This window comes from Pedococcus sp. P2_F6 (assembly GCF_056403675.1).
This window is the reverse complement of the sequence record NZ_JBFUEZ010000005.1, coordinates 225,891-248,297: the sequence shown is the minus strand read 5'-3', so window position 1 is coordinate 248,297 and position 22,407 is coordinate 225,891. Positions and strand designations below refer to the sequence as shown.

At 70.1% G+C, this 22,407-nt stretch carries 19 protein-coding genes and 2 tRNA genes; 15 read left to right on the top strand and 6 right to left on the bottom strand.

Features of this window, described 5'->3' with window-relative positions:
* Nucleotides 1-27: 27 nt before the first annotated feature.
* From AC1DWP_RS16340 to cimA, 6 genes are all read left to right on the top strand, one after another.
* Entirely contained in the window at nt 28-750 is a 723-nt protein-coding gene (locus tag AC1DWP_RS16340; RefSeq protein WP_477615537.1) for a FadR/GntR family transcriptional regulator, read from the top strand.
* A gap of 19 nt (nt 751-769) precedes the next feature.
* Nucleotides 770-2,137, top strand: a complete 1,368-nt coding sequence (locus tag AC1DWP_RS16335) for a glutamine synthetase family protein (protein ID WP_477615536.1) — start codon at nt 770-772, stop codon at nt 2,135-2,137.
* On the top strand, nt 2,134-3,513 hold the full coding sequence (locus AC1DWP_RS16330; RefSeq protein WP_477615535.1) for an aldehyde dehydrogenase family protein: 1,380 nt from the start codon (nt 2,134-2,136) through the stop codon (nt 3,511-3,513). The genes AC1DWP_RS16335 and AC1DWP_RS16330 overlap by 4 nt, the downstream gene beginning before the upstream one ends.
* A gap of 11 nt (nt 3,514-3,524) precedes the next feature.
* The gene (locus AC1DWP_RS16325) at nt 3,525-4,292 is read left to right on the top strand and encodes a 3-oxoacyl-ACP reductase (protein WP_477615534.1); all 768 of its coding nucleotides are present in this window, start codon (nt 3,525-3,527) and stop codon (nt 4,290-4,292) included.
* A gap of 36 nt (nt 4,293-4,328) precedes the next feature.
* Nucleotides 4,329-5,069 carry a gamma-glutamyl-gamma-aminobutyrate hydrolase family protein gene (locus AC1DWP_RS16320; protein ID WP_477615533.1) on the top strand — a complete coding sequence of 247 codons (741 nt, stop codon included), beginning with the start codon at nt 4,329-4,331 and terminating at the stop codon, nt 5,067-5,069.
* 282 nt (nt 5,070-5,351) lie between these two features.
* Nucleotides 5,352-6,935 (top strand): citramalate synthase, encoded by a 1,584-nt coding sequence (gene cimA / locus AC1DWP_RS16315; protein WP_477615532.1) that lies wholly within the window; start codon nt 5,352-5,354, stop codon nt 6,933-6,935.
* A 30-nt stretch (nt 6,936-6,965) separates the two neighbouring features.
* Here cimA and argG read toward each other — a convergent pair whose 3' ends face one another.
* A complete protein-coding gene (argG, locus tag AC1DWP_RS16310) occupies nt 6,966-8,390 on the bottom strand; it encodes an argininosuccinate synthase (RefSeq protein ID WP_477615531.1) in 1,425 nt (474 codons plus the stop codon).
* A 228-nt stretch (nt 8,391-8,618) separates the two neighbouring features.
* Here argG and AC1DWP_RS16305 point away from each other — a divergent pair, with 228 nt between their 5' ends.
* Complete coding sequence (locus AC1DWP_RS16305) at nt 8,619-9,389, top strand: PadR family transcriptional regulator (protein ID WP_477615530.1); 771 nt, start codon at nt 8,619-8,621, stop codon at nt 9,387-9,389.
* Here the strand turns inward: AC1DWP_RS16305 and AC1DWP_RS16300 are convergent.
* Nucleotides 9,284-10,258, bottom strand: a complete 975-nt coding sequence (locus AC1DWP_RS16300; protein WP_477615529.1) for a 3-methyladenine DNA glycosylase — start codon at nt 10,256-10,258, stop codon at nt 9,284-9,286. The genes AC1DWP_RS16305 and AC1DWP_RS16300 overlap by 106 nt on opposite strands.
* A 132-nt stretch (nt 10,259-10,390) precedes the next feature.
* Nucleotides 10,391-10,567, bottom strand: a complete 177-nt coding sequence (locus AC1DWP_RS16295; protein WP_477615528.1) for a hypothetical protein — start codon at nt 10,565-10,567, stop codon at nt 10,391-10,393.
* 83 nt (nt 10,568-10,650) lie between these two features.
* Between AC1DWP_RS16295 and AC1DWP_RS16290 the strand changes: the two genes are divergently transcribed.
* Together AC1DWP_RS16290 and AC1DWP_RS16285 are read left to right on the top strand one after the other, a co-directional pair.
* The gene (locus tag AC1DWP_RS16290; protein WP_477615527.1) at nt 10,651-11,604 is read left to right on the top strand and encodes a GlxA family transcriptional regulator; all 954 of its coding nucleotides are present in this window, start codon (nt 10,651-10,653) and stop codon (nt 11,602-11,604) included.
* A 62-nt stretch (nt 11,605-11,666) separates the two neighbouring features.
* Nucleotides 11,667-12,443, top strand: a complete 777-nt coding sequence (locus AC1DWP_RS16285) for a fumarylacetoacetate hydrolase family protein (protein ID WP_477615526.1) — start codon at nt 11,667-11,669, stop codon at nt 12,441-12,443.
* A gap of 49 nt (nt 12,444-12,492) precedes the next feature.
* Here AC1DWP_RS16285 and AC1DWP_RS16280 read toward each other — a convergent pair whose 3' ends face one another.
* A complete protein-coding gene (locus AC1DWP_RS16280; RefSeq protein ID WP_477615525.1) occupies nt 12,493-15,429 on the bottom strand; it encodes an AfsR/SARP family transcriptional regulator in 2,937 nt (978 codons plus the stop codon).
* A gap of 136 nt (nt 15,430-15,565) precedes the next feature.
* On the bottom strand, nt 15,566-16,123 hold the full coding sequence (locus AC1DWP_RS16275; protein ID WP_477615524.1) for a hypothetical protein: 558 nt from the start codon (nt 16,121-16,123) through the stop codon (nt 15,566-15,568).
* Between the two features lie 176 nt (nt 16,124-16,299).
* On the opposite strand from AC1DWP_RS16275, the gene gltX reads away from it, so the two are divergent.
* The 3 genes from gltX (at nt 16,300) to AC1DWP_RS16260 (ending at nt 18,193) form a co-directional block, all read left to right on the top strand.
* The gene (gene gltX, locus AC1DWP_RS16270) at nt 16,300-17,829 is read left to right on the top strand and encodes a glutamate--tRNA ligase (RefSeq protein ID WP_477615523.1); all 1,530 of its coding nucleotides are present in this window, start codon (nt 16,300-16,302) and stop codon (nt 17,827-17,829) included.
* Between the two features lie 109 nt (nt 17,830-17,938).
* Nucleotides 17,939-18,010, top strand: a tRNA-Gln gene (locus AC1DWP_RS16265).
* 107 nt (nt 18,011-18,117) lie between these two features.
* A tRNA-Glu gene (locus AC1DWP_RS16260) sits at nt 18,118-18,193 on the top strand.
* Between the two features lie 80 nt (nt 18,194-18,273).
* Here AC1DWP_RS16260 and AC1DWP_RS16255 read toward each other — a convergent pair.
* Entirely contained in the window at nt 18,274-19,017 is a 744-nt protein-coding gene (locus AC1DWP_RS16255; protein WP_056922488.1) for an IclR family transcriptional regulator, read from the bottom strand.
* Between the two features lie 156 nt (nt 19,018-19,173).
* Here AC1DWP_RS16255 and leuC point away from each other — a divergent pair, with 156 nt between their 5' ends.
* From leuC to AC1DWP_RS16240, 3 genes are all read left to right on the top strand, one after another.
* Nucleotides 19,174-20,604 carry a 3-isopropylmalate dehydratase large subunit gene (gene leuC / locus AC1DWP_RS16250; protein ID WP_477615522.1) on the top strand — a complete coding sequence of 477 codons (1,431 nt, stop codon included), beginning with the start codon at nt 19,174-19,176 and terminating at the stop codon, nt 20,602-20,604.
* Nucleotides 20,604-21,197 carry a 3-isopropylmalate dehydratase small subunit gene (gene leuD / locus AC1DWP_RS16245; RefSeq protein ID WP_477615521.1) on the top strand — a complete coding sequence of 198 codons (594 nt, stop codon included), beginning with the start codon at nt 20,604-20,606 and terminating at the stop codon, nt 21,195-21,197. Before leuC ends, leuD begins: the two co-directional genes overlap by 1 nt.
* A 394-nt stretch (nt 21,198-21,591) precedes the next feature.
* Entirely contained in the window at nt 21,592-22,326 is a 735-nt protein-coding gene (locus AC1DWP_RS16240) for an HU family DNA-binding protein (protein ID WP_477615520.1), read from the top strand.
* Nucleotides 22,327-22,407: the final 81 nt, after the last annotated feature.

The window sequence follows — 22,407 nt, the reverse complement described above, 5'->3', positions numbered from 1 at the left end:
ACCCGGTGGGGGGTATTGGATCTGAACGTGAGTCCCGCCCCGCAGACGTCCCTGCCGCACGTCGTGCTGCGGCCTGCATCGGGCAACGCGTTCGAGTCGACCGTCGAGCAGCTCGCGACAGCCATCCGGCTGGGGGTCTTCACCGACGGCGACCAGCTCCCTCCCGAACGCGAGCTCGCCGAGCGCCTCGGCGTCAGCCGCAACACGCTTCGCGAGGCGATCGCGGCGCTGCGCGAGTCCGGGCTCGTCACGACGCGGCGCGGCCGCGGTGGTGGCACTGTCATCACCTACGCCGGACTGGAGCCGGGGACCGGCGCAACGCCGGTCCGCACGGGGGCGGCGCTGGCCGACGCGATCGACTTCCGGCGGGTGGTCGAGCCGGGCGCTGCCGCCCTGGCGGCCACCAAGGCGCTGGCCGCCGACCAGCGGGCCTGGTTGATCGAGAGCGCCAAAGCGGCGCGCGAGGCTCCGGACAACGCCGCCCACCGGCTGGCCGACAGCCGCTTCCACCTGGCCATCGCGACCCTCTCCGGTTCGCCGATGCTCATCGAGGCCGTCACCCGCGCCCAGTCCGCGCTGCACGAGCTGCTGACCGCGATCCCGGTGCTGCCCCTCAACATCGCCCACTCCAACGACCAGCACGAGGCCATCGTCGCGGCAGTCCTCGGCGGGGACGCCGACACTGCCCGGGCCACCATGGAAGAGCACTGTGACGCCACGGCAGCCCTGCTGCGCGGGTTGCTGGGCTGAGGCAGGACAGGGAGACGCCATGACCACACCACCCCAGCTCACCGTCGACGAGCTCAAGGCGGACATCGCCGCGGGCACCATCGACACGATCATCGTGGCCTTCACGGACATGCAAGGACGGCTGCAGGGCAAGCGGATCCACAGCCAGTTCTTCCTCGACTCGGTCCTCGGGCACGGCACCGAGGGGTGCAACTACCTGCTCGCCGTGGACGTCGACATGAACACCGTCGACGGCTACGCGATCAGCTCCTGGGAACGCGGTTACGGCGACATGATGTTCGACCTCGACCTGTCGACCCTGCGGCGCACGCCAGGTCAGCCCTACTCGGCCACCGTCCAGTGCGACCTGTCCTGGCTCGACGGCAGCGGGCCGGTGCGCCCGTCACCACGGTCGGTCCTCAAGGCCCAGGTCGACGCGGCCGCCGAGCTCGGCTTCGTGGCCCTCACCGGCACCGAGCTCGAGTTCATCGTGTTCGAGGAGAGCTTCGAGCAGGGCTGGGACCGGCGCTACCAGGGCATGACCGGCGCCAACCGCTACAACGTGGACTACTCGATCCTCGGCGGCACCAAGGTCGAGCCGCTGCTGCGCGAGATCCGCAACGAGATGTATGCCGCGGGCGTGACCGTGGAGAGCGCGAAGGGCGAGTGCAACCCAGGACAGCACGAGATCGCCTTCCTCTACGACGAGGTGCTGCGGACCTGCGACAACCACGTCGTCTACAAGACGGCTGCCAAGGAGCTCGCCGCCAAGCACGGGCAGTCGCTGACCTTCATGGCCAAGTTCGACGAGCGCGAGGGCAACTCCTGCCACATCCACCTGTCACTGCGAGGGCTCGGTGGGGAAACGGTCTTCGCCGACGAGGACCGCGAGGGTGGACGCTCACTCGTCTTCGAGCACTTCGTCGCAGGCATCCAGGCCACCATGCGGGACTTCACCCTTCTCTACGCACCGAACATCAACTCCTACAAGCGGTTCCAGCCCGGTTCCTTTGCGCCCACGGCCATCGCCTGGGGCACGGACAACCGGACCTGCGCGCTGCGGGTCGTCGGGCACGGTGCCGGGCTCCGCGTCGAGAACCGGGTCCCCGGGGGCGACGTGAACCCCTACCTCGCGGTGGCGGGCATGCTCGCCGCCGGGCTGCACGGCATACGCGAGGAGCTCCCGCTCGAGCCGGCGTTCGGCGGCAACGCCTATGCCTCCGACAAGGAGCGCGTGCCCTCGCTGCTCAGCGAGGCGCGTGAGCTGTTCGTCGCCTCGCCCGTCGCCCGAGCCGCGCTGGGGGACGACGTGGTCGAGCACTATGCCCACGCCGCCAAGATCGAGCTCACCGCATTCAACGCGGCGGTCACCGACTGGGAGCGGGTCCGGGGGTTCGAGCGGCTGTGAGCGCGACGATCCACGAGGTTCTCAACCCCGCAACAGAGGCGGTGGTGACGGAGGTCAGCCTGGCCTCGGTCGAGGACGCCGACGCGGCGATCGCCGCAGCAGAGGCTGCCGGCCCCGCCTGGCGCGCCCTGGCTCCAGCCGACCGGGGCCGGCTGCTGCGCAGGTTCGCGGAGGTCGTGGACGACCACCTCGAGGAGCTGGCCCGGCTGGAGGTGGCCAACGCCGGCCACACCATCGGCAACGCGCGCTGGGAGGCAGGCAACGTCCGCGACGTCCTGACGTACTACTCCGCCGCACCCGAACGCCACTTCGGCAGGCAGATCCCCGTCGCGGGCGGAATCGACGTGACCTTCAAGGAACCCTTGGGGACGGTCGGGATCATCGTGCCGTGGAACTTCCCGATGCCCATCGCCGGGTGGGGATTCGCCCCGGCGTTGGCAGCAGGGAACACGGTGGTGCTCAAGCCTGCTGAGCTCACCCCGCTGACGGCTCTGCGACTCGGTGAGCTGGCCCTCGAGGCTGGACTGCCCGAGGGCGTGTTCACGGTGGTCGCGGGCAAGGGGTCGGTCGTGGGCGAGCGGTTCGTCACGCACCCCGCGGTGCGCAAGATCTGCTTCACGGGATCGACCGCCGTGGGGCAGCGGATCATGCGTGGCGCGGCCGACCGGGTCAAGCGGATCACCCTGGAGCTCGGTGGCAAGAGCGCCAACATCGTCTTCGCCGACAGCGACCTCGAGAAGGCTGCAGCCACGGCCCCGTATGGCGTCTTCGACAACGCCGGCCAGGACTGCTGCGCACGGAGCCGGATCCTGGTGCAGCGCAGCGTGTTCGACAGGTTCATGGAGCTGTTCGAGCCGGCCGTGGCCGGGGTCGTGGTCGCCGCACCAGGCGACGAGGGCACCGAGATGGGTCCGCTCATCAGCGCGGGTCAGCGCGAGACCGTCCGGTCGTATGTCGAGGAGTCGCCCGAGCCGGTCGAGGTTGCCTTCCGGGGTGGGGCGCCCGAAGGCGCCGGCTACTGGTACCCGCCAACGGTCGTTCTGCCCCGAGCCACGACCGACCGCGTCTGGCAGGAAGAGGTCTTCGGGCCGGTGGTCGCCGTGATGCCGTTCGACGACGAGGCCGACGCGGTCGCGAAGGCGAACGACACGGCATACGGGCTGTCCGGCTCGATCTGGACGCGCGACGTGGGTCGGGCGCTGCGGGTGGCGCGCGGGGTCGAGGCCGGCAACCTGTCGGTCAACTCGCACAGCAGCGTGCGGTACTCCACCCCCTTCGGGGGCTTCAAGCAGTCCGGCCTCGGCCGGGAGCTCGGACCGGACGCCCTCGACTCGTTCAGCGAGGTCAAGAACGTCTTCATCTCCACTGACAGCTGAGAGGACACTTCATGGCAGGCAGGCTCCAGGGCAGGGTGGCCGTCGTCACGGGCGGGTGCAGCGGCATCGGGCTCGCGACGGTGCGACGGTTTGCCGAGGAGGGCGCCACGGTCGTGATCGGCGACCTCGACGACGCCGCGGGGGAGTCGATCGCCGCGGAGCTGGGGGGTGCCTACGTCCACTGCGACGTGACCGACCCCGAGGAGGTCGAGGCGCTGTTCCGCACGGCCAAGGAGAAGTTCGGCAGCGTCGACGTCGCGTTCAACAACGCCGGGATCTCGCCTCCCGACGACGACTCGATCCTCACCACCGGGCTCGACGCGTGGCGCCGGGTGCAGGAGGTCAACCTCACCAGCGTCTACCTGTGCTGCAAGGCTGCCCTGCCCTACATGCTGGAACAGGGACGGGGTTCGATCATCAACACCGCGTCCTTCGTCGCGGTGATGGGTGCCGCCACGAGCCAGATCTCCTACACGGCCAGCAAGGGCGGCGTGCTGTCGATGTCGCGTGAGCTGGGCGTGCAGTTCGCCCGCGAGGGGGTGCGGGTCAACGCCCTCTGCCCCGGGCCGGTCAACACGCCACTGCTGCAGGAGCTGTTCGCCAAGGACCCCGAGCGGGCGGCCAGGCGGATGGTGCACATCCCGGTCGGCCGGTTCGCCGAGCCGGTGGAGATCGCCAACGCGGTCCTCTTCCTCGCCAGTGACGAGTCCAGCTTCATCACGGCCTCGCAGTTCCTCGTCGACGGCGGGATCAGCGGCGCGTACGTCACCCCGCTGTGAGAACGAGCGCCCCTGTGAGCACCCGATGAGGACCCCGTGAGCCGCCGCCCCGTGAGCCGCCCCGTGATCGGGCTGACCTGCTACGTCGAGCCGGTGTCCCGTACTGTCTGGCGGGACGTTCCCAGCGCCACCGTTCCGTACTCCTACATCCGCAAGCTCGAGCAGGCCGGCGGGGTCGTCGTGATCATCCCGCCGCGGGCGGACGGCGACCCTGGCCTTGCCGCGGAGATCCTCTCGCGACTCGACGGCCTCGTCATCGCAGGGGGGGCCGACGTCGATCCCTCGCGATATGCCCGCGAGCGCCACCCAGCGGCCCAGGAGCCCCGGGAGGACCGGGACGCCATGGAGCTGGCCCTGGCAGCGGCCGCCGCCGAGGAGGGAGTGCCACTCCTCGGGATCTGCCGGGGTATGCAGGTCATGGCCGTGGCCGCCGGAGGCGACCTGGAGCAGCACGTGCCGGACCGGGTGGGCCACCAGGACCACTCGCCCCACGTGGGGGCCTACGGTGCCCACGCGGTGACCACCGTGGCCGGGACGCGGGTGAACTCGCTGCTGGGCGACTCCACGGTCGTGCCGAGCTACCACCACCAGTCGGTGCTGACCCATCCCGGGTTCGTCGCCGCCGCCTGGGCGGAAGACGGCACGCTGGAGGCGATGGAGGACCCGGCGGCCGGGTTCCGGCTGGCTGTCCAGTGGCATCCGGAGGAAGGCGACGACCCGCGGTTGTTCGCCGCGCTGGTGGACGCGGCCGCGCGGCACATCTCGTCGACGAGCTGACCATCATCTGGACGGGGGATGCCAACAGGCGGACCGCCCTGTCACTCTTGCACCGTGACGTCCTGGCACATGGCCACCACCATGGTGATTATCGACTAGCGCGACGAGAACTCCCTCGTCGCGCAGACCTCCCACACCCGGGGGGTCTTTTCGTTTGTCAGGCACTGTCTGTCAGCCGCTGCCAGCACCATCCCCGCCCGGCAGCGGGCGCGATGCCGGGGAGAATGACCACCAGGAACTGCTGTACCACCGAGGCGAGACCGAACCGATGAGGACACCGCGATGAGCGACCTGCACGTCTACGACACCACCCTGCGCGATGGTGCGCAGCAGGAGGGGCTCAACCTCTCCGTGTCGGACAAGCTGGCCATTGCCCTGCACCTCGACGAGCTCGGCGTCGGCTTCATCGAGGGTGGCTGGCCGGGCGCCAACCCGAAGGACACCGAGTTCTTCGCGCGCGCCAGGACCGAGCTGACGCTGCGCAACGCGACCCTCGCGGCCTTCGGCGCGACCAGGCGGGTCGGCGGCAACGCGGCCGACGACCCGCTGGTCCGTGCCCTCGTCGACTCCGGTGCCCCCGTCGTCACCCTCGTGGCGAAATCCCATGTGCGCCACGTGGAGTCGGCCCTGCGGACCACCCTCGAGGAGAACCTCGCCATGGTGCGCGACACCGTCTCCTTCCTCCACGGCGAGGGGCGTCGCGTCTTCCTCGACGCCGAGCACTTCTTCGACGGGTATGCCGCCGACCGGGCCTATGCGCTGGAGGTCATCCGTGCCGCCATGGAGTCCGGCGCCGAGGTCGTCGCGCTCTGCGACACCAACGGCGGCATGCTGCCGAACCAGGTCGCCGACGTGGTGGCCGACGTCGTCAGCACCACCGCTGCCCGGGTGGGCATCCACTGCCACAACGACACCGGTTGTGCGGTGGCCAACTCGATGGCGGCGGTCGACGCGGGGGCGACCCACGTGCAGGGGACCATCAACGGCTACGGCGAGCGCACCGGCAACGCCGACCTCCTCACGGTGGTCAGCAACCTGCAGATCAAGCGAGGCCTGCCGATGCTCGACAGCGGACGGCTCCGCGAGGCGACGCGCATCGCCCACGCGATCTCCGAGATCACCAACGTGCCGCCCTACTCGCGTCAGCCCTACGTCGGTGCCAGTGCCTTTGCACACAAGGCCGGGCTGCACGCCAGCGCCATCAAGATCGACCCCGACCTCTACCAGCACACGGACCCGCAGCACGTGGGCAACGACATGCGGATGCTGGTGTCGGACATGGCTGGTCGCGCGAGCATCGAGCTCAAGGGCCGCGAGCTGGGTTACGACCTCTCCGACGACAAGGACCTGCTCACCCGGGTGCTGGCCAAGGTGAAGGACCTCGAGCTGCGCGGCTACACCTTCGACGCGGCCGACGCGTCCTTCGAGCTGCTGTTGCGCCGGGAGGTCGAGGACGCGAGCTACGACTTCTTCGAGGTCGAGTCCTGGCGCGTCATCACCGATGCCCGTGGCGGCGGCGAGACCGCCCTGTCCGAAGCAACGGTCAAGCTCGTCGCGGGCGGCGAGCGGGTCGTGGCGACCGGCGAGGGGAACGGTCCCGTGAACGCTCTCGACCACGCGCTGCGCCGAGCACTGGCCCCGGCCTACCCCGAGCTCGACAAGCTCGAGCTGATCGACTACCGGGTGCGCATCCTCGACGCGGCCCACGGCACCGACGCGGTGACCCGGGTGCTCATCGAGACGTCCGACGGCTCGACGTCGTGGGAGACCATCGGCGTCGCGGGCAACATCATCGAGGCGTCCTGGCAGGCACTCGTGGACGGTGTCACCTACGGACTCGTGCGGGCGGGCGTCCCCGTCAGATAGCCCACCCGACCGCCGGGGTGTCTGTGGTGGTCAGTCGGTGCCGAACTCGATGGCCGCGCGGTCGAGTGCGTCGTCGTCGGAGTCGGCCTGTGCTGCATGGGGATTCGACGAGATGGCCTTGGCACCACCGGGCTCGAGATCGCCCACGAGGTCCTGGTGACGGGCGACGAGCTGGCCCTGCGCGGCATACAGCTCGAGCTTGGCCCGGGAGTCGGCGATGTCGAGGTTGCGCATCGTCAGCTGGCCGATGCGGTCGACGGGGCCGAAGGCCGCTCCCTCGGTGCGCTCCATCGAGAGCTTCTCCGGGTGGTAGCTGAAGGCGGGACCGGTCGTGTTGACGATCGAGTAGTCGTCGCCCCGGCGCAGCCGGACGGTGACCTCTCCGGTGACGACCGAGGCGACCCAGCGCTGGAGCGACTCGCGCAGCATGAGTGACTGCGGGTCGAGCCAGCGGCCTTCGTAGAGCAGCCGACCGAGGCGACGGCCCTCGGCGTGGTAGTTGGCGATGGTGTCCTCGTTGTGGATCGCGTTGAGCAGTCGCTCGTAGGTGATCCACAGCAGGGCCAGGCCGGGGGCCTCGTAGATGCCGCGGCTCTTGGCCTCGATGATGCGGTTCTCGATCTGGTCGGACATCCCGAGCCCGTGGCGTCCGCCGACCTTGTTGGCCTCGTCGACGAGGGACACCGCGTCCGGGAAGGTCTGGCCGTTGATGGCCACCGGGCGCCCCTGCTCGAACCGCACGGTGACGTCCTCGGTGGCGATTGCCACTGACTCGTCCCAGAACGCGACGCCCATGATCGGCTCGACGATCTCCATGCTCTCGTTGAGGAACTCGAGGGTCTTGGCCTCGTGGGTGGCGCCCCAGATGTTGGCGTCGGTGGAGTAGGCCTTCTCGGTGCTCGAGCGGTAGGGGAGGTCACGGGCCTGCAGCCACTCCGACATCTCCTTGCGGCCGCCGAGCTCGCTCACGAAGTCGGCGTCGAGCCACGGCTTGTAGATGCGCAGGGCCGGGTTGGCGAGCAGGCCGTAGCGGTAGAACCGCTCGATGTCGTTGCCCTTGAAGGTGGAGCCGTCGCCCCAGATGTCGACACCGTCGTCCTTCATGGCACGCACCAGCAGCGTCCCGGTGACGACCCGGCCCAGGGGGGTGGTGTTGAAGTAGGTCTTGCCGCCGCTGCGGATGTGGAACGCACCACACGCGATGGCGGACAGTCCCTCCTCCACGAGCGCGGGCCGGCAGTCGACCAGGCGCGCCAGGTCGGCGCCGTACTGCCCGGCGCGGTCGGGGACCGTGTCGATCTCGGGCTCGTCGTACTGGCCCAGGTTCGCGGTGTAGGTGCAGGGGATCGCCCCCTTCTCCCGCATCCAGGCAACGGCGACAGAGGTGTCCAGACCACCCGAGAAGGCGATCCCGACACGCTCACCAACAGGCAGGGACGTCAGAACTTTCGACACGGTAGGTCAGCCTACGGGCCGCCGCAGGAGCGCGCGCACGGGTCCGGTCCGTGGCCCGGAGCCGGGCCGGAGAGGTGGAGGTCGAGGGTGGAGGTCGAGAGGGGGACTTGACATCGATATATCGACGAGTGCATCATTCGATATATCGACGACAGACTGTCGATTGTGCGAGAGAGAGCCGTCCACCAGAGCGACGGCCCCCGCCCCCCCATTCGTAGGAGAGAACCCATGAATCGCATGAACCTGAACATCCAGATGTCCCACCCCCGTCGAGGGAGCAGCTCCGGCGAGTCCGGTCACCCCGGTCACGGCCACCACGGGGGACCCCGCCGTGGCCGCGGCGAGTTCGCCGGCTTCGGACCCGGCGCGGGCTTCGGCCCGGGTGCCGGTTTCGGCCCGGGTGCCGGTTCCGGCWGGGGGCTCAGTGGCGAGGGCCGCGGCCCTCGCGGCGGGGGTCGCGGACCACGTCGCGGCCGTCGCGGTGACGTCCGACGCGCGATCCTCGCCCTCCTCGCGGAGGAGCCGATGAACGGCTACGGCATCATCACCGCCATCGCCGAGCGCTCGGACGGCTCGTGGCAGCCGGGTCCCGGGTCGGTCTACCCGGCCCTGCGCGTGCTCGACGAGGAGGGCCTGATCGCCCCCGACGAGTCCGACGACGATCCGCGTCGCAAGGTCTTCGCACTGACCGACGACGGCCGCGCCTACGCGGAAGGCCACGGCGACGAGCTCGCGCAGGCGTTTGTCGACGCGACCACTCCCCGTCGCGGGTTCCGCGAGATGCGCCGTGAGATCGGCCAGCTGGTGGTCGCCGTCGAACAAGTCGTCGTCGCGGGCCAGCCGGCCCAGCTCGACGCCGCACAGCAGGTGCTCGCCGATGCTCGCCGCTCGCTCTACCGCATCCTCGCGGAGGACGAGACGGGCAGCGTCGACGTCACCCCGGTCGACACGCCGACCGACGCCGGCGCCTCAGCCGACTCGAGCACGGCGGCCGAGTAGTCCCCACTGATCGCGTCCAGGGCCTGCAGGAGTCGCTCCCGCAGGCCCTGGCCGCGCGTGGCGAAGTCGCGCTGGGCGGCGGCATACTCCGCTCGGCCTTGCGGTGTCTCGATGGCGACCGGGACGTAGCCGAGGGCGCTCAGGTCGTAGGGCGAGGCGCGCATGTCGAGCTCGCGGATCTCACGGGCGAGGTCGAAGCAGTCCATCACCAGCGAGCTCGGGATGGCGGGCGACAGCTTCATGCACCACTTGTAGAGGTCCATACCGGCGTGCAGGCACCCCGGCTGTTCGAGCGCCACCTGGTCCTCCCTGGTCGGCTGGAGGAGGTTCAGCGACCGGGCCGCGGGAGTGTAGAAGCGAAACGCGTCGTAGTGGGTGCACTTGATCTGCAGGCCGTCGACGACCTCGTCGGTGCCCCTCGGGCCGAGCCGTAGTGGCCAGGCTGCGTGGCGGACCTCCTCGGCGGGCTGCCGGTAGACCATCGCCCACTCGTGCAGGCCGAAGCACCCGAGCTGCGCCGGCCGCGCGTGCGTCGCCGTCACGAGCCGCCGCACGAACTCGACCGTGGCGCCGCGCGCTTCGAGGTATGCCGCGGCGTCCAGCTGGGTGCCACCGTCCACCTCGCGGTAGAACCGCCACGCGCCGCGGTCCAGGTGCGCGGCGCCCTCGAGGACCACGCCGGGTCCGGGGTGCCAGCGACGCAGCTGCGACGGCTTGAACGGGTAGTACGTGAAGAGGAAGTCCTCGACCGGGTGGGCGACGCCGCTCTGGCGACGCTCTCGATGACCCGAGGTGGCCGCGTCGACGCGGTCGGCGTGCTGGGCCTCGAGCGCCAGCCACACCGACGGCTCGAGCACCTTGGCGACCATGGTCACCAAGGCTAGCCGCGCGGCATACGCTTCCGAACTTTCGGCCACTCGCCCGAAAGTCGGCGTTGATCGCGCTGCCAGCCCCGAACTTTCGGCCACTCGCCCGAAGGTGCGGGGCGAGTGGCCTGCGCGTCAGGAACGCGCCTCGGCGTCGTGCAGGACGCGGTCCCAGTCGTGGTCGAGGTCGGTGAAGGCGATGGTTGAGTCGGATCCGTGCGGTGCGTGCGGGAGCGACCAGGTGCGGCGGTGGTGTCGCTCGACGGCGAAGACCAGCGCAGTGACGAATGCCAGGAGCAGGATGATGGTCATGACTGAAATCATGCGCTCAACCGATTCCAGACACGAGTGGCAGAACTGTCGCTGAGGGCAGTTTTTCTGCCATACTGTCGCCCATGGCCCTGTCCACCATTGCAGCGCTCATCACCGACCCCGTCGCGATGTTCGAGACCGCCATCGCGTGCGAGGTCTTCGGGCTCGACCGCACCGACGACGGAGTGCCGCCGTTCACCTTCATGATGTGTGGCGAGACCGCCGGCGTAGCTGTCCCCACGACGAGCGGTGGCGCGCTGACGCCGACGCACCAGTGGCAGGACGCCCTGGATGCCGACCTCGTGGTGATGCCTGCAGGCGGGGTCCGCGACACATATCCGGAGGAGCTGCTCGACGTGATCCGCGGCGCGCACGCCCGCGGCGCCACCATCCTGTCGATTTGCACGGGGTCGTTCATCCTCGGCGAGACCGGGCTGCTCGACGGACTGACCGCGGTGACGCACTGGCGCTACGCCGAGTCGTTCGCCCGTCGGTTCCCCAAGACCACGGTCTCCATGGACGTGCTCTACCTCGACCACGGCCAGATCGTCACCGGGGCCGGGACTGCCGCAGGCATCGACGCCGTGCTCCACCTCGTCCGTCGCGAGCTGGGGTCGACGGTGGCCACCCGCATCGCCCGCCGCATGGTCGTCCCTCCGCAGCGCGACGGCGGCCAGCGCCAGTACGTCGAGGCGCCCCTGCCCGAGACCGACTGCGAGAGCATGCAGCCGGTGCTCAACCACATCACCGATAACCTCGATGCCCCCCACACGGTCCCGGACCTCGCTCGCCTCGCGATGATGTCCGAGCGCACCTTCGCCCGCCGCTTCGTCGCCGAGACCGGCACGACGCCGCACAAGTGGCTCGTCCAGCAACGAGTGCTGCGCGCTCGCGAGCTGCTCGAGTCGACCGACCTCCCCGTGGAGTCGGTGGCGTCGCACAGCGGGTTCGGGTCGGCAGCGTTGCTGCGCACCCACTTCCAGACCGTCGTAGGCACCTCCCCCCAGCGCTACCGTCGCGAGTTCTCGCGGCGCTGAGCCGCACCTCCCCGACCTCTCCCGCGCCCGGGACGACCACGTCGCCCCGATAGGCTCGTCGGGTGCGCATCGCGAGATACACGACAGGTGAGGACCCGGCCTACGGCATCGTCGAGGGGGAGCCGGGTCGCGAGTTCATCGCCCAGGTCCAGGGCGACCCGCTCTACCAGCCCCTGGTGCTCACGGGCGAGCAGGTTGCGCTGGCCGACGCAAGGCTGCTCGCGCCCGTCATCCCGCGCAGCAAGGTGATCGGCATCGGTCGCAACTACGCCGACCACGCCAAGGAGATGGGCGGCGAGCCGCCGGCCCAGCCCATGATGTTTCTCGTTCCCAACACCGCCGTCGTCGGCCCTGGCGACCCGATCGTGATGCCCGCTGGGGCGGAGGAGATCTCCTACGAGGGCGAGCTCGCAGTCGTCATCGGCCGGATCGCCAAGGACGTGCCACGGGAGCGCGTGAAGGAGGTCGTCTACGGCTACACCTGCGCCAACGACGTCACCGCCCGCGACTGGCAGCGTGGCGACGGGCAGTGGGCCCGCGCCAAGGGTTTCGACACGTCCACGCCGCTCGGTCCGTGGATCAGCACCGAGCTCGACGTCAGCGACCTGCGGATCCAGACCCGTCTCGACGGCCAGACCCGCCAGGACGGCACCACGGCGGACATGGTCTTCGACGTCGAGACCCTCGTCTCGTACGTCAGCTCGGCTTTCACGCTCCTGCCCGGAGACGTCATCCTGACCGGCACGCCCGCCGGTGTCGGCCTCGTGGAGGCAGGTCAGCGGGTGGAGGTCGAGATCGAGGGCATCGGCACGCTCAGCAACACCTTCGTGCGCCGCTGAGACGAGGTATGCCGCGGGGCCTGCCACGCGGCATACCTCGCGTGTGCGGTCAGCGGTCCGAGGCGGCGCCCACCGGGGCGCCGGACGGTGAGTCGTCGAGGGCGCGGTCCCTCAGCTCTGCGATGGACGGGGCCGGTCCGCCCACGGGCCCGACCGGGCCGACGGACAGCCGGGCGGCCAGGTCCTGCAGCTCCACCGGGACTGCGGACTCGCCCAACCCCGCCCTCGCCGCCGCCCGCGAGACGTCGTGGAGCAGCGCTTCCGCTTCGGCGTCCGGGCCCTCCGCCAGCGTCGCGATGGCCATCGCAGCAATCGTCTCCAGCTGCCAGCCGAGGTCGCTCGGGTCATAGTGTCGGATGGACTCGGCGAGGACGCCACGGCCGCTCTCGGACTGGCCGTCGCACACCAGGGCGAAGCCGAGGATCTGGAGTGCGTTGGTCAGGGCGTAACCGGTGCTCATGCGACGGCTGCGCCGCACGGCGTCCTGGGCGATGGAGATGGCGAGGGCCGGTGCGTCCGCCATGAGGTGGCCCCGCGCCAGGTCCACGAGGGCCGAGATCGCCTCGGTGTCGTCAAGGGCGAGCTCGAGCCCGATCTGGCCGTGGCGCACGACCTCGGCTGCGTCGTGGCGCTGGGTGGCCGCCCAGGCTGCGGCACTGTGCGCGCGATGTCGCATCCCACGGTGGTCCGCGGCCGTGGCCACCGCGATCGCCAGGTCACTCTCGGCTCGCGCAGCCTCATGGTCGTCGAGCTCCGCGGCGATCACCGCACGGAAGCAGTGCGCCAGGACCCGGTGCACCGTGTCCGAGGGCTCGAGCTGGTCGACGGCCGCGAGCAACGGGGTCGCGAGCTCGGGCCCCTCGACGACATAGGACGCGCTCCCCGCGACGACCCGCGCCCTCGGCAGCCACGGTCCTCGGTGCCGCGACGCGAGGACTGTCCTCATGAGGTCGAGCAGGACGTCCTGGCGTCCCAGGAGTGCAAGTGCCCGACGTCGGCTCCCCAAGAGGGCGGTCGCGCGGTCCGGTCGTGCGGTGGCAACCAGCTCTGCGACCACCTGCCGGAGGATGGGCAGGTCATCATTGGTCGCAGCCAGGAACTCTTCGGGAACGAGCTCCTCGAAGTCCACCCGACCAGCCTCCTCGAGCCACTGGTTGGCCACCGCCAGCAGGACAGCGTGCTGGCGAGCTCGTTCGCCGTCGACACCCTTCGCGCGGTCCGGATCGCCTGCTCCCGGTGCGGCGGCCCCTCCATCGGCCAAGCACACCGCCCGCACCGTGTGCAGAAGTCCGAAACGGCGGCCGGAAGGGGATTCGATGGGCTGCACCAAGGCGTGCCGGACCAGCGCCTCGATGGCGAGGAGCGCATCCTCGTGCGGCGATCCCGAGGGAGCGGCTGCCACGGCTGCCACGGCGGCGGACGCGGTGAGGCGGTCGGGGGAGCCGTCCAGGACGGCGAGAGCCGCGAGGGCCGCCCGCTCGTCGGGACGTAGCAGGTCGAGGCTCCAACGCACGAGGGCTGTGAGGGAGGACTGGCGGCTGCCGGGCTCGGTCACGCCGACCTCTTCGACCAGGGGTAGGCGGGCAAGGAGCTCCTGCGGGGGGAGCGTCGCGACTCGTGCCGCAGCCAGCTCGATCGCGAGGGGCAGTCCGTCGAGACGCTCGCAGAGCTGCACCACCGCCTCGCCGTCCGAAGCACCCGTGTACCCCGCGACGACCGCCCCTGCGCGTTCCACGAACAGCTGCCGCGCCGTGGTCCCGGGATCGAGGAAAGGGACCGTGACGACGTGCTCGCCCGGGATGCCCAACGGCCCCCGCGACGTCGCCAGCACGCTCGTGGAGCCATGACGCTCCAGCAGCTCGCGGATCTCGCCCGGCGCGTCGGCAAGGTGCTCGAGGTTGTCGAGGGCCAGCAGCATCGGCTCGTCGTCGAGCACGTCGCCGAGGTCAGCAGGGGCGACGCCCAGTGTGCGTGAGACCGTGTCGACCACTGATGCGTCCACGGGTTCGTTGGCGAATGACACCCACGTCACGGGTCCCGGGTCCCGGAGGGCGAGGGCCTCCTGGGCCGTGCGGGTCTTGCCGACCCCGCCCGGCCCGGTCAGCACCACGAGACGGCGGGAGCGCAGGGCGTCCGCGGTGCGTGCGATGACTTCGTCCCTCCCGATCGAGGGTGCGAGGGGCACGGGAACCGGCTCCACCCGGATCACGGGAGGTCGGGTGCCCAGCAGCGCCGGGTTCTGGTGCAGCACGCGATCCGCCAGCGATGCCAGGGCTGGGCCGGGGTCCAGTCCCAGCTCGCGAGCCAGGTGATGCCTGGCGCGTCGCAAGGCGTCGAGGGCGTCGGCCTGACGGCCTGCGCGCGCGAGCGCGGTCACCAGCAGCTCCCAGAGGTGTTCGTGGTCGGGGTGCTGCTCGGTCAGTTCCTCGAGGTCGGGAAGCGCCGCCTGGTGCTGGGCCAGGGCCACCTGGGCCTCGGCGAGAAGCTCGCGGCCGAGCAGCCGCTCCCGGTGGAGGGGTTCGAGCCAGTCGGCGGCGAACGGCATCGCCACGAGGTCTGCCAAGGGGTCCCCTCGCCACTCCTGCAGGGCCCGGGAGACGAGCTCCGCCGCAGCCTTCGGACGACCGGCGGCGAGGGCGTCGCCGCCGGTCGCGAGCAGGTCCCGGAAGCGCGAGACGTCGACCTCGTCGGGGGCCGCGCTCAGCTCGTACCCTTCGCCATGGCCGACCAGGCGGCTCGGCGACCCGGCTGGTCGCTGTGGCTCGAGGGCCTTTCGAAGGGTCGAGACGTAGACCTGGAGGTTCTGGCGGTGGTGCTCCGGTACGTGCTCCCCCCACACGCCCTCCGCCAGGCGGTCCACGGAAACGGTGTGGTTCGGCTCGAGGGCCAGCTGGGCCAGAACCGCCCGCTGCTTGGGGCCTCCGCAGTCGATGGGGGATCCGTCCTCTGCGAGGACCCGCATGCTGCCCAGGAGCTTGATCTCCACCGACCCTCCGGCTGCTCAGCCACCCGGCCCGCGCCGGAGGGCCTCATGGTAGGCACCAGCCCCGGTGCCCAGACACCACCAAACAACGCAGAAGGGCCGACAGGCGGGGGCCTGTCGGCGCTTCGGTGGTGGCGAGCTATTGCACGCGGCACCAGGTGGGGGAGGTGGAGACCCAGACCCCGGCGGTCGAGTGGATCTCGGACTGGTACTGGTAGCCCTGGTACACGCCGTTGTAGTACCAGTACATCTCGATGCTGACGTTGTAGGCGTAGCCGGAGCGGGCCGCGAAGGTGAAGACGTCGTTTCCCATGCCCAGACCGCTGCGGGTGGAGAGGTAGCCAGCGGAGGGGTAGACGGTCCGCAGCACCCAGCCGGAGGTGTTGTACTCGAAGACCTTGAACCGGTAGGAGACCGCCCAGCCGGGTCCCCACCAGTGCAGGTCGGGGGCCTCGGCGGAGATCGTGCGGTAGTTGCAGGTCGCCGCGAGCGTGATGCTCGGCGTCGCGGCCGAGGCGGAGGTCGCGGTGACCGTGCCGAGTCCGACGACGCCTGCGAGGACGAGGACGAGGGCGGCGAGGCGTCGACGCAGTCGACGCGGGGTCCGGTGGCTGGATGTCGGGGTCGGGGTGGGCTGGGGGGTGCGGGTGCTGGTCGTGGTGGGCTGGGGGGTGCGGGTGCTGGTCGTGGTGGTCATCGTTCTCTCCTCCTCAGGGAGTCGGTCCGGGTGGTTCTTGCTGACAGGGGAACCGTCCCAAGACCCGCTTCAGGACCACTTCAGCCCGATCGCGCAGGCCCTGAAGCGAGGTATGCCGCGCAGCTGGCCACGCGGCATACGTCCAGTCCGTGGGTGGTCCCTAGAATCGGGGCACCATGACTGAGAAGCCCTCCACCGCACCCCGCCTCCGCGTCGCGCCGTCACCCACGGGCGACCCGCACGTCGGCACGGCCTACATGTCGCTGTTCAACCTCGCCTTCGCGCGCCAGCAGGGCGGCTCGTTCGTGCTGCGCATCGAGGACACCGACCGGGCCCGGTTCCAGGCCGACAGCGAGCAGCAGGTCTTCGACACGCTGCACTGGCTCGGGCTGCGATGGGATGAGGGCCCGGACGTGGGTGGGCCGTTTGCGCCGTACCGCCAGAGCGAGCGGCTGGACACCTACCGTCCCTACGTCGAGCGACTGCTGGAGGAGGGCAAGGCCTATCACTGCTGGTGCTCGACCGAGCGACTGACGCAGATGCGCGAGATGCAGCAGAAGCTCAAGCAGCCGACCGGCTACGACCGGCTGTGCGTCGGCAAGACCCGGGAAGAGCGCGCCGAACTGCCTGGTTTCTCGCAGACCCCCGTCGTCCGCATGCTCATCCCCGAGGACGCCCCGCTGCAGTTCGACGACCTCATCCGCGGCCGCGTCTCGGCGCCCCGCCCGGACGACCAGGTCATCCTCAAGGCAGACGGGTTCCCGACCTACCACCTTGCCGTCGTGGTGGACGACCACGAGATGGGGATCACCCACGTCGTGCGCGGCGAGGAGTGGATCTCGAGCACTCCCAAGCACATCCTGCTCTACCAGTGGCTGGGGCTGGAGCCGCCGGCGTTCGCCCACATGCCGCTGCTGCGCAACACGGACAAGTCCAAGATCTCCAAGCGCAAGAACCCGGCCGCCAGGCTGACCTGGTTCAAGGAGCAGGGCTACCTGCCTGAGGCTCTGGTGAACTTCCTTGCGCTGCTTGCCTATCCACCCGCCATCGGCGCGGACGGCAGTGACGTGGAAGTCTTCACGTTCGAGGAGTTCAGCGCCGACTTCGACTGGGGCAAGGTCAACCCGGTCGGGCCGATCTTCGACCTCAAGAAGCTCGAGTGGCTCAACGGTGTCTACATCCGCGAGCTGGGAACCGGTCAGCTCGCCTCCCGGCTGCTGCCCTACCTCGAGCGTGACGGCGTCCTGTCGGGCAACCCGAGCCTGGGCGAGCTCGCCCGACTGGAGAAGGTCACCGAGCTGATCCAGACCAGGATGGCGCTGCTGTCCGAGGCGAGCGCGCTGGTGGCGCCGTTCTACACCGCCGACGACGCCTTGGAGATCGCCGAGGACGCGCGCGCCCAGCTCAAGGACGACTCGCGTGAGGTGCTCGGGGCGGCGATCAAGGCCATCGAGGACCTCGACGACAGTCGTTCGGGCGTGCTCGGCTCCGAGAGCGGCTGGAAGGCCGCGGTGATCGAGGCGGCACTGCGGTCGGCGATCGTCGAGGGGATGGGCATCAAGCCCAAGTTCGCCTTCGGCCCGCTGCGCACCGCCGTGTCCGGGCAGCGGATCAGCCCGCCGTTGTTCGAGTCGATGGAGATCCTCGGCAAGACCTCGACCCTGGCGCGACTGCACCGGCTGCACGACGAGCTCGCCTCTTCCTGACAAACCCCGGCGAGGGAGCCGATTTGGGAACGCACCCGACGGGCCGGTAGTATCGCGTCTCGGTTCACTCCCATGAAGGCCTTCGGGCGCGCTGGAAGTGATACCCCCTTGGGGTATGGTGTAATTGGCAACACTACGGTTTCTGGTACCGTCATTCTAGGTTCGAGTCCTGGTACCCCAGCTCAGGCGCAAGCCCTTGTGGCACACGCCGATTCGGAGAAATCCACTGCCTGCCGGTATGGTTCTCTCCGCTGCCCGCCGCGCAACTGCGTGCGGGCAACACGCTAGGGCCCCGTTGTGTAGCGGCCTAGCACGCCGCCCTCTCAAGGCGGTAGCGCGGGTTCGAATCCCGTCGGGGCTACCAGCAGAAGCCTCCGTCCACGGACGGGGGCTTCTCCCATGTCCGGCTCCGTCCCGGGCGACCGGGGCCCCGTGCTGCGGAGGTCAGGCGTGGTTCTGCTGCTGCTGCTGCGCGTGGTGCCGCGCGAGCACCTCGGTGAGCTTGTTGGCACCGGCGATCACCGTGGCCGCGTGCAGGCGCCCGGGCTGGCGCGACAGCCGCTCGATCGGACCTGAGATGGAGACGGCGGCGACGACGCGACCGGAGGGGCCACGGACGGGCGCGGACACGGACGCGACGCCGGCCTCGCGCTCGCCGACGCTCTGGGCCCAACCGCGGCGACGGACGCCGGAGAGGGTCGTCGCGGTGAACTTCGCGCCGTGCAGCCCGCGGTGCAGCCGGTCGGGCTCCTCCCAGGCGAGCAGCACCTGGGCGGCGGACCCGGCGAGCATCGACAGGGTCGCGCCGATCGGGATCGAGTCCCGCAGGCCGACCGGACGCTCGGCTGCCGACACGCAGATGCGGTGGTCGCCCTGGCGGCGGAAGAGCTGGGCGCTCTCGTTGGTGTGGTCGCGCAGGGCTCCGAGCACTGGGCCCGCGGCGGCGAGCAGACGGTCCTCACCAGCGGCAGCGGCGAGCTCGGCAAGCCGGGGACCCAGCACGAACCGACCCTGCAGGTCACGCGTGACCAGGCGGTGGTGCTCGAGTGCCACGGCAAGCCGGTGGGCGGTGGGGCGAGCCAGGCCGGTCGCGGTGACGAGCTGGGCGAGGGTCGACGGCCCGGCCTCGAGGGCGCCCAGGACGATGGCTGCCTTGTCGAGAACGCCGACTCCACTGGTTGTGTCCATGGCTTGATATTGACGTCTCATTCGCTGAGACGCAAATCCGTGGGCGTGTCCTGCGTGCGAACCTCGGATGGCAGCACGGCGCCGTGCTCACGAAGGACGCGGCGACGCCCTGCCCACGACGTGACGAAGGCCGTATTCGAAAAGAAGGGTGAAGACGTGTCAGGAACGCTGGCCGAGAAGGTCTGGGATGCGCATGTTGTCCGGCGCGCCGAGGGCGAGCCGGACCTGCTCTACATCGATCTCCACCTCATCCACGAAGTCACCTCGCCGCAAGCCTTCGACGGCCTGAGACTGGCCGGTCGCACGGTCCGCCGCCCCGACCTGACCCTGGCCACCGAGGACCACAACGTCCCGACGACACCCGGCCCGATCACCGACCTGGTGAGCAAGACCCAGGTCGACACGCTGCGGCGCAACTGCGAGGAGTTTGGCGTCCGGCTCTTCCCGATGGGCCACGCAGAGCAGGGAATCGTCCACGTCGTCGGCCCCCAGCGCGGCCTGACCCAGCCGGGCATGACCATCGTCTGTGGCGACTCGCACACCTCGACCCACGGCGCGTTCGGTGCCCTGGCCTTCGGCATCGGCACCTCCGAGGTCGAGCACGTGCTGGCCACCCAGACCTTGCCCCTCAAGCCGTTCCGCACCATGGCGGTCAACGTCGAGGGTGAGCTCCAGCCCGGAGTGACCGCCAAGGACATCACCCTTGCCGTGATCGCCAAGATCGGCACCGGCGGCGGCCAGGGCTACGTCCTGGAGTACCGCGGGAGCGCCATCCGTGCGTTGTCGATGGAAGCCCGGATGACGGTCTGCAACATGTCGATCGAGGCTGGTGCCCGCGCGGGCATGATCGCCCCCGACCAGACCACGTTCGACTACCTCCAGGGGCGCGAGCACGCGCCGACCGGCGCTGACTGGGACGCCGCCGTCGCCGACTGGAGCACCCTGCGCAGCGACGACGACGCGATCTTCGACGCCGAGGTCGACCTCGACGCCAACACGCTCACGCCGTTCGTCACCTGGGGCACCAACCCCGGCCAGGGACTGCCCCTCGGCGAGTCCGTGCCCGACCCGGAGACGATGGGCGACGACAACGAGAAGGCGGCAGCCCAGCACGCCCTCGACTACATGGGCCTGACCGCCGGCACCCCGCTGCGCGAGATCCGCGTCGACACCGTCTTCGTCGGCTCCTGCACCAACGGCCGGATCGAGGACCTGCGGGCCGCCGCCGAGGTGGTCAAGGGGCACAAGGTCGCCGACGGAGTCCGGATGCTCGTCGTCCCCGGTTCGGCGCGGGTGCGCCTCCAGGCCGAGGAGGAGGGCCTCGACAAGGTGTTCACCGCTGCGGGAGCCGAGTGGCGTCTCCCCGGCTGCTCCATGTGCCTGGGCATGAACCCCGACCAGCTCGCCCCCGGGGAGCGCAGCGCCTCCACGTCCAACCGCAACTTCGAGGGCCGGCAGGGCAAGGGTGGTCGCACCCACCTGGTCAGCCCGCTCGTCGCCGCGGCCACCGCGCTGCGCGGCACCCTGTCCAGCCCGGCGGATCTCGTCGACCTCGTCGATGCCGGCACCTTCGAGGGGAGCAAGTGATGGACGCCTTCACGACCCACACCGGCATCGGGGTCCCACTGCGCCGCAGCAACGTCGACACCGACCAGATCATCCCGGCCGTCTACCTCAAGCGGGTGACGCGCACCGGTTTCGAGGACGGCCTGTTCGCCGCCTGGCGCAAGGACGAGACGTTCATCCTCAACAACCCGTCGTATGCCGCGGGGTCGGTCCTCGTGGCCGGCTCCGACTTCGGGACGGGATCGTCTCGCGAGCACGCCGTGTGGGCGTTGATGAACTACGGCTTCCGCGTGGTCCTGTCCTCGCGGTTCGCTGACATCTTCCGGGGCAACAGCGGCAAGCAGGGCCTGCTGACCGCCCAGGTCGCCCAGGACGACATCGAGCTGATCTGGAAGTACCTCGAGAACGAACCCGGCGCATCGGTGACCGTCGACCTCGTCTCGCGCACCGTCACCGCCGGAGACATCGTCGCGCCCTTCGAGGTCGACGACTACACCCGCTGGCGGCTGCTCGAAGGGCTCGACGACATCAGCCTCACCCTGCGCCACGAGCAGGACGTGACGGACTTCGAGGCCCGCCGACCGGCATACAAGCCGTCCACGACCGTGGCCTGACGCGCGCGGCGCGCCGAGAGGGCGCAATTTCCCCGAAGTCGCAGGCCGAGGCAGGCGAAGACGGCCCCCGATGCTCCGCGTCGGGGGCCGTTCCGGTCCCCGTGCGGTGTCCTGCAGGTCTTCAGGGGCGCGAATTGCGTTGTTGCGCAACGGGATTGGCGCCAACGGGAATCTCCCCCCCTCGAAACCAGCCACCAGCCCGGGTGGGGGTCCGCGTCCTCCGTGCGGCCCGGCTGAGCGCCGCAATCCGTTGCGACACAACAGATCGGGCGCTCGGGATGGTGGACTCGCACGCACAACCGCCCTAACGTCAGACGCAAGTCGGGCATTGGCTCGGCGGCTCACCTCGTCGGGCTAAGGGGTCCGGCGTCACCAACCCTGTGGAGGGGAAGACGTGAACAAGGCAGAACTGATCAAGGAGCTGGAGAGTCGCTTGGGCAGCCGCAAGGCAGCCAGCGATGCACTGACGGCCGTCGTGGACGTGATCATCCGCGAAGTGGCCAAGGGCGGCAGCGTTGCCATCACCGGCTTCGGAACGTTCGAACAGGCCGCCCGGGCCGCGCGCACCGGCCGCAACCCCCGCACCGGTGCAAGCGTGAAGATCAAGAAGACCGTGGTGCCCAAGTTCCGGGCGGGCTCGGCGTTCAAGGATGTCGTGAAGAACCCGCGCTCCCTGCCCAAGGCCGCTGTCGCCGGGGCTCGCGCCGCCGCAGGCACCGCGACCAAGGCCGCGGTGAGCACCGCCAAGAAGGCAGCGCCGGCCACGAAGGCAGCTCCCGCCAAGAAGGCGGCTCCGGCGAAGAAGGCGGCACCGGCGAAGAAGGCTGTCGTCAAGAAGGCCGCTCCGGCCAAGAAGGCGGCTCCCGCCAAGAAGGCTGTCGTCAAGAAGGCCGCTCCGGCCAAGAAGGCGGCACCGGCGAAGAAGGCTGTCGTCAAGAAGGCCGCTCCGGCCAAGAAGGCGGCACCGGCCAAGAAGGCTGTCGTCAAGAAGGCCGCTCCGGCCAAGAAGGCGGCACCCGCCAAGAAGGCTGTCGTCAAGAAGGCCGCCCCGGCCAAGAAGGCGGCACCGGCGAAGAAGGCGGCACCCGCCAAGAAGGCTGCGACCAAGCGCGCGGCCAAGAAGGCCTAGTTCGACGCGGGGCACCAGCCCCACGAGCCGCACGACAGAGGCCGGCACCCCCTCGGGGTGTCGGCCTCCGTCGAGTGCCGC

What these genes read in the sequence shown, in the direction of transcription:
- AC1DWP_RS16335 (WP_477615536.1), top strand. Translation starts at nt 770, where the DNA reads ATGACCACACCACCCCAGCTCACCGTCGACGAGCTCAAGGCGGACATC.
- AC1DWP_RS16325 (WP_477615534.1), top strand. Translation starts at nt 3,525, where the DNA reads ATGGCAGGCAGGCTCCAGGGCAGGGTGGCCGTCGTCACGGGCGGGTGC.
- cimA (WP_477615532.1), top strand. Translation starts at nt 5,352, where the DNA reads ATGAGCGACCTGCACGTCTACGACACCACCCTGCGCGATGGTGCGCAG.
- AC1DWP_RS16300 (WP_477615529.1), bottom strand. Translation starts at nt 10,258, where the DNA reads ATGGTCGCCAAGGTGCTCGAGCCGTCGGTGTGGCTGGCGCTCGAGGCC.
- AC1DWP_RS16295 (WP_477615528.1), bottom strand. Translation starts at nt 10,567, where the DNA reads ATGACCATCATCCTGCTCCTGGCATTCGTCACTGCGCTGGTCTTCGCC.
- AC1DWP_RS16290 (WP_477615527.1), top strand. Translation starts at nt 10,651, where the DNA reads ATGGCCCTGTCCACCATTGCAGCGCTCATCACCGACCCCGTCGCGATG.
- AC1DWP_RS16275 (WP_477615524.1), bottom strand. Translation starts at nt 16,123, where the DNA reads ATGACCACCACGACCAGCACCCGCACCCCCCAGCCCACCACGACCAGC.
- gltX (WP_477615523.1), top strand. Translation starts at nt 16,300, where the DNA reads ATGACTGAGAAGCCCTCCACCGCACCCCGCCTCCGCGTCGCGCCGTCA.
- AC1DWP_RS16255 (WP_056922488.1), bottom strand. Translation starts at nt 19,017, where the DNA reads ATGGACACAACCAGTGGAGTCGGCGTTCTCGACAAGGCAGCCATCGTC.
- leuD (WP_477615521.1), top strand. Translation starts at nt 20,604, where the DNA reads ATGGACGCCTTCACGACCCACACCGGCATCGGGGTCCCACTGCGCCGC.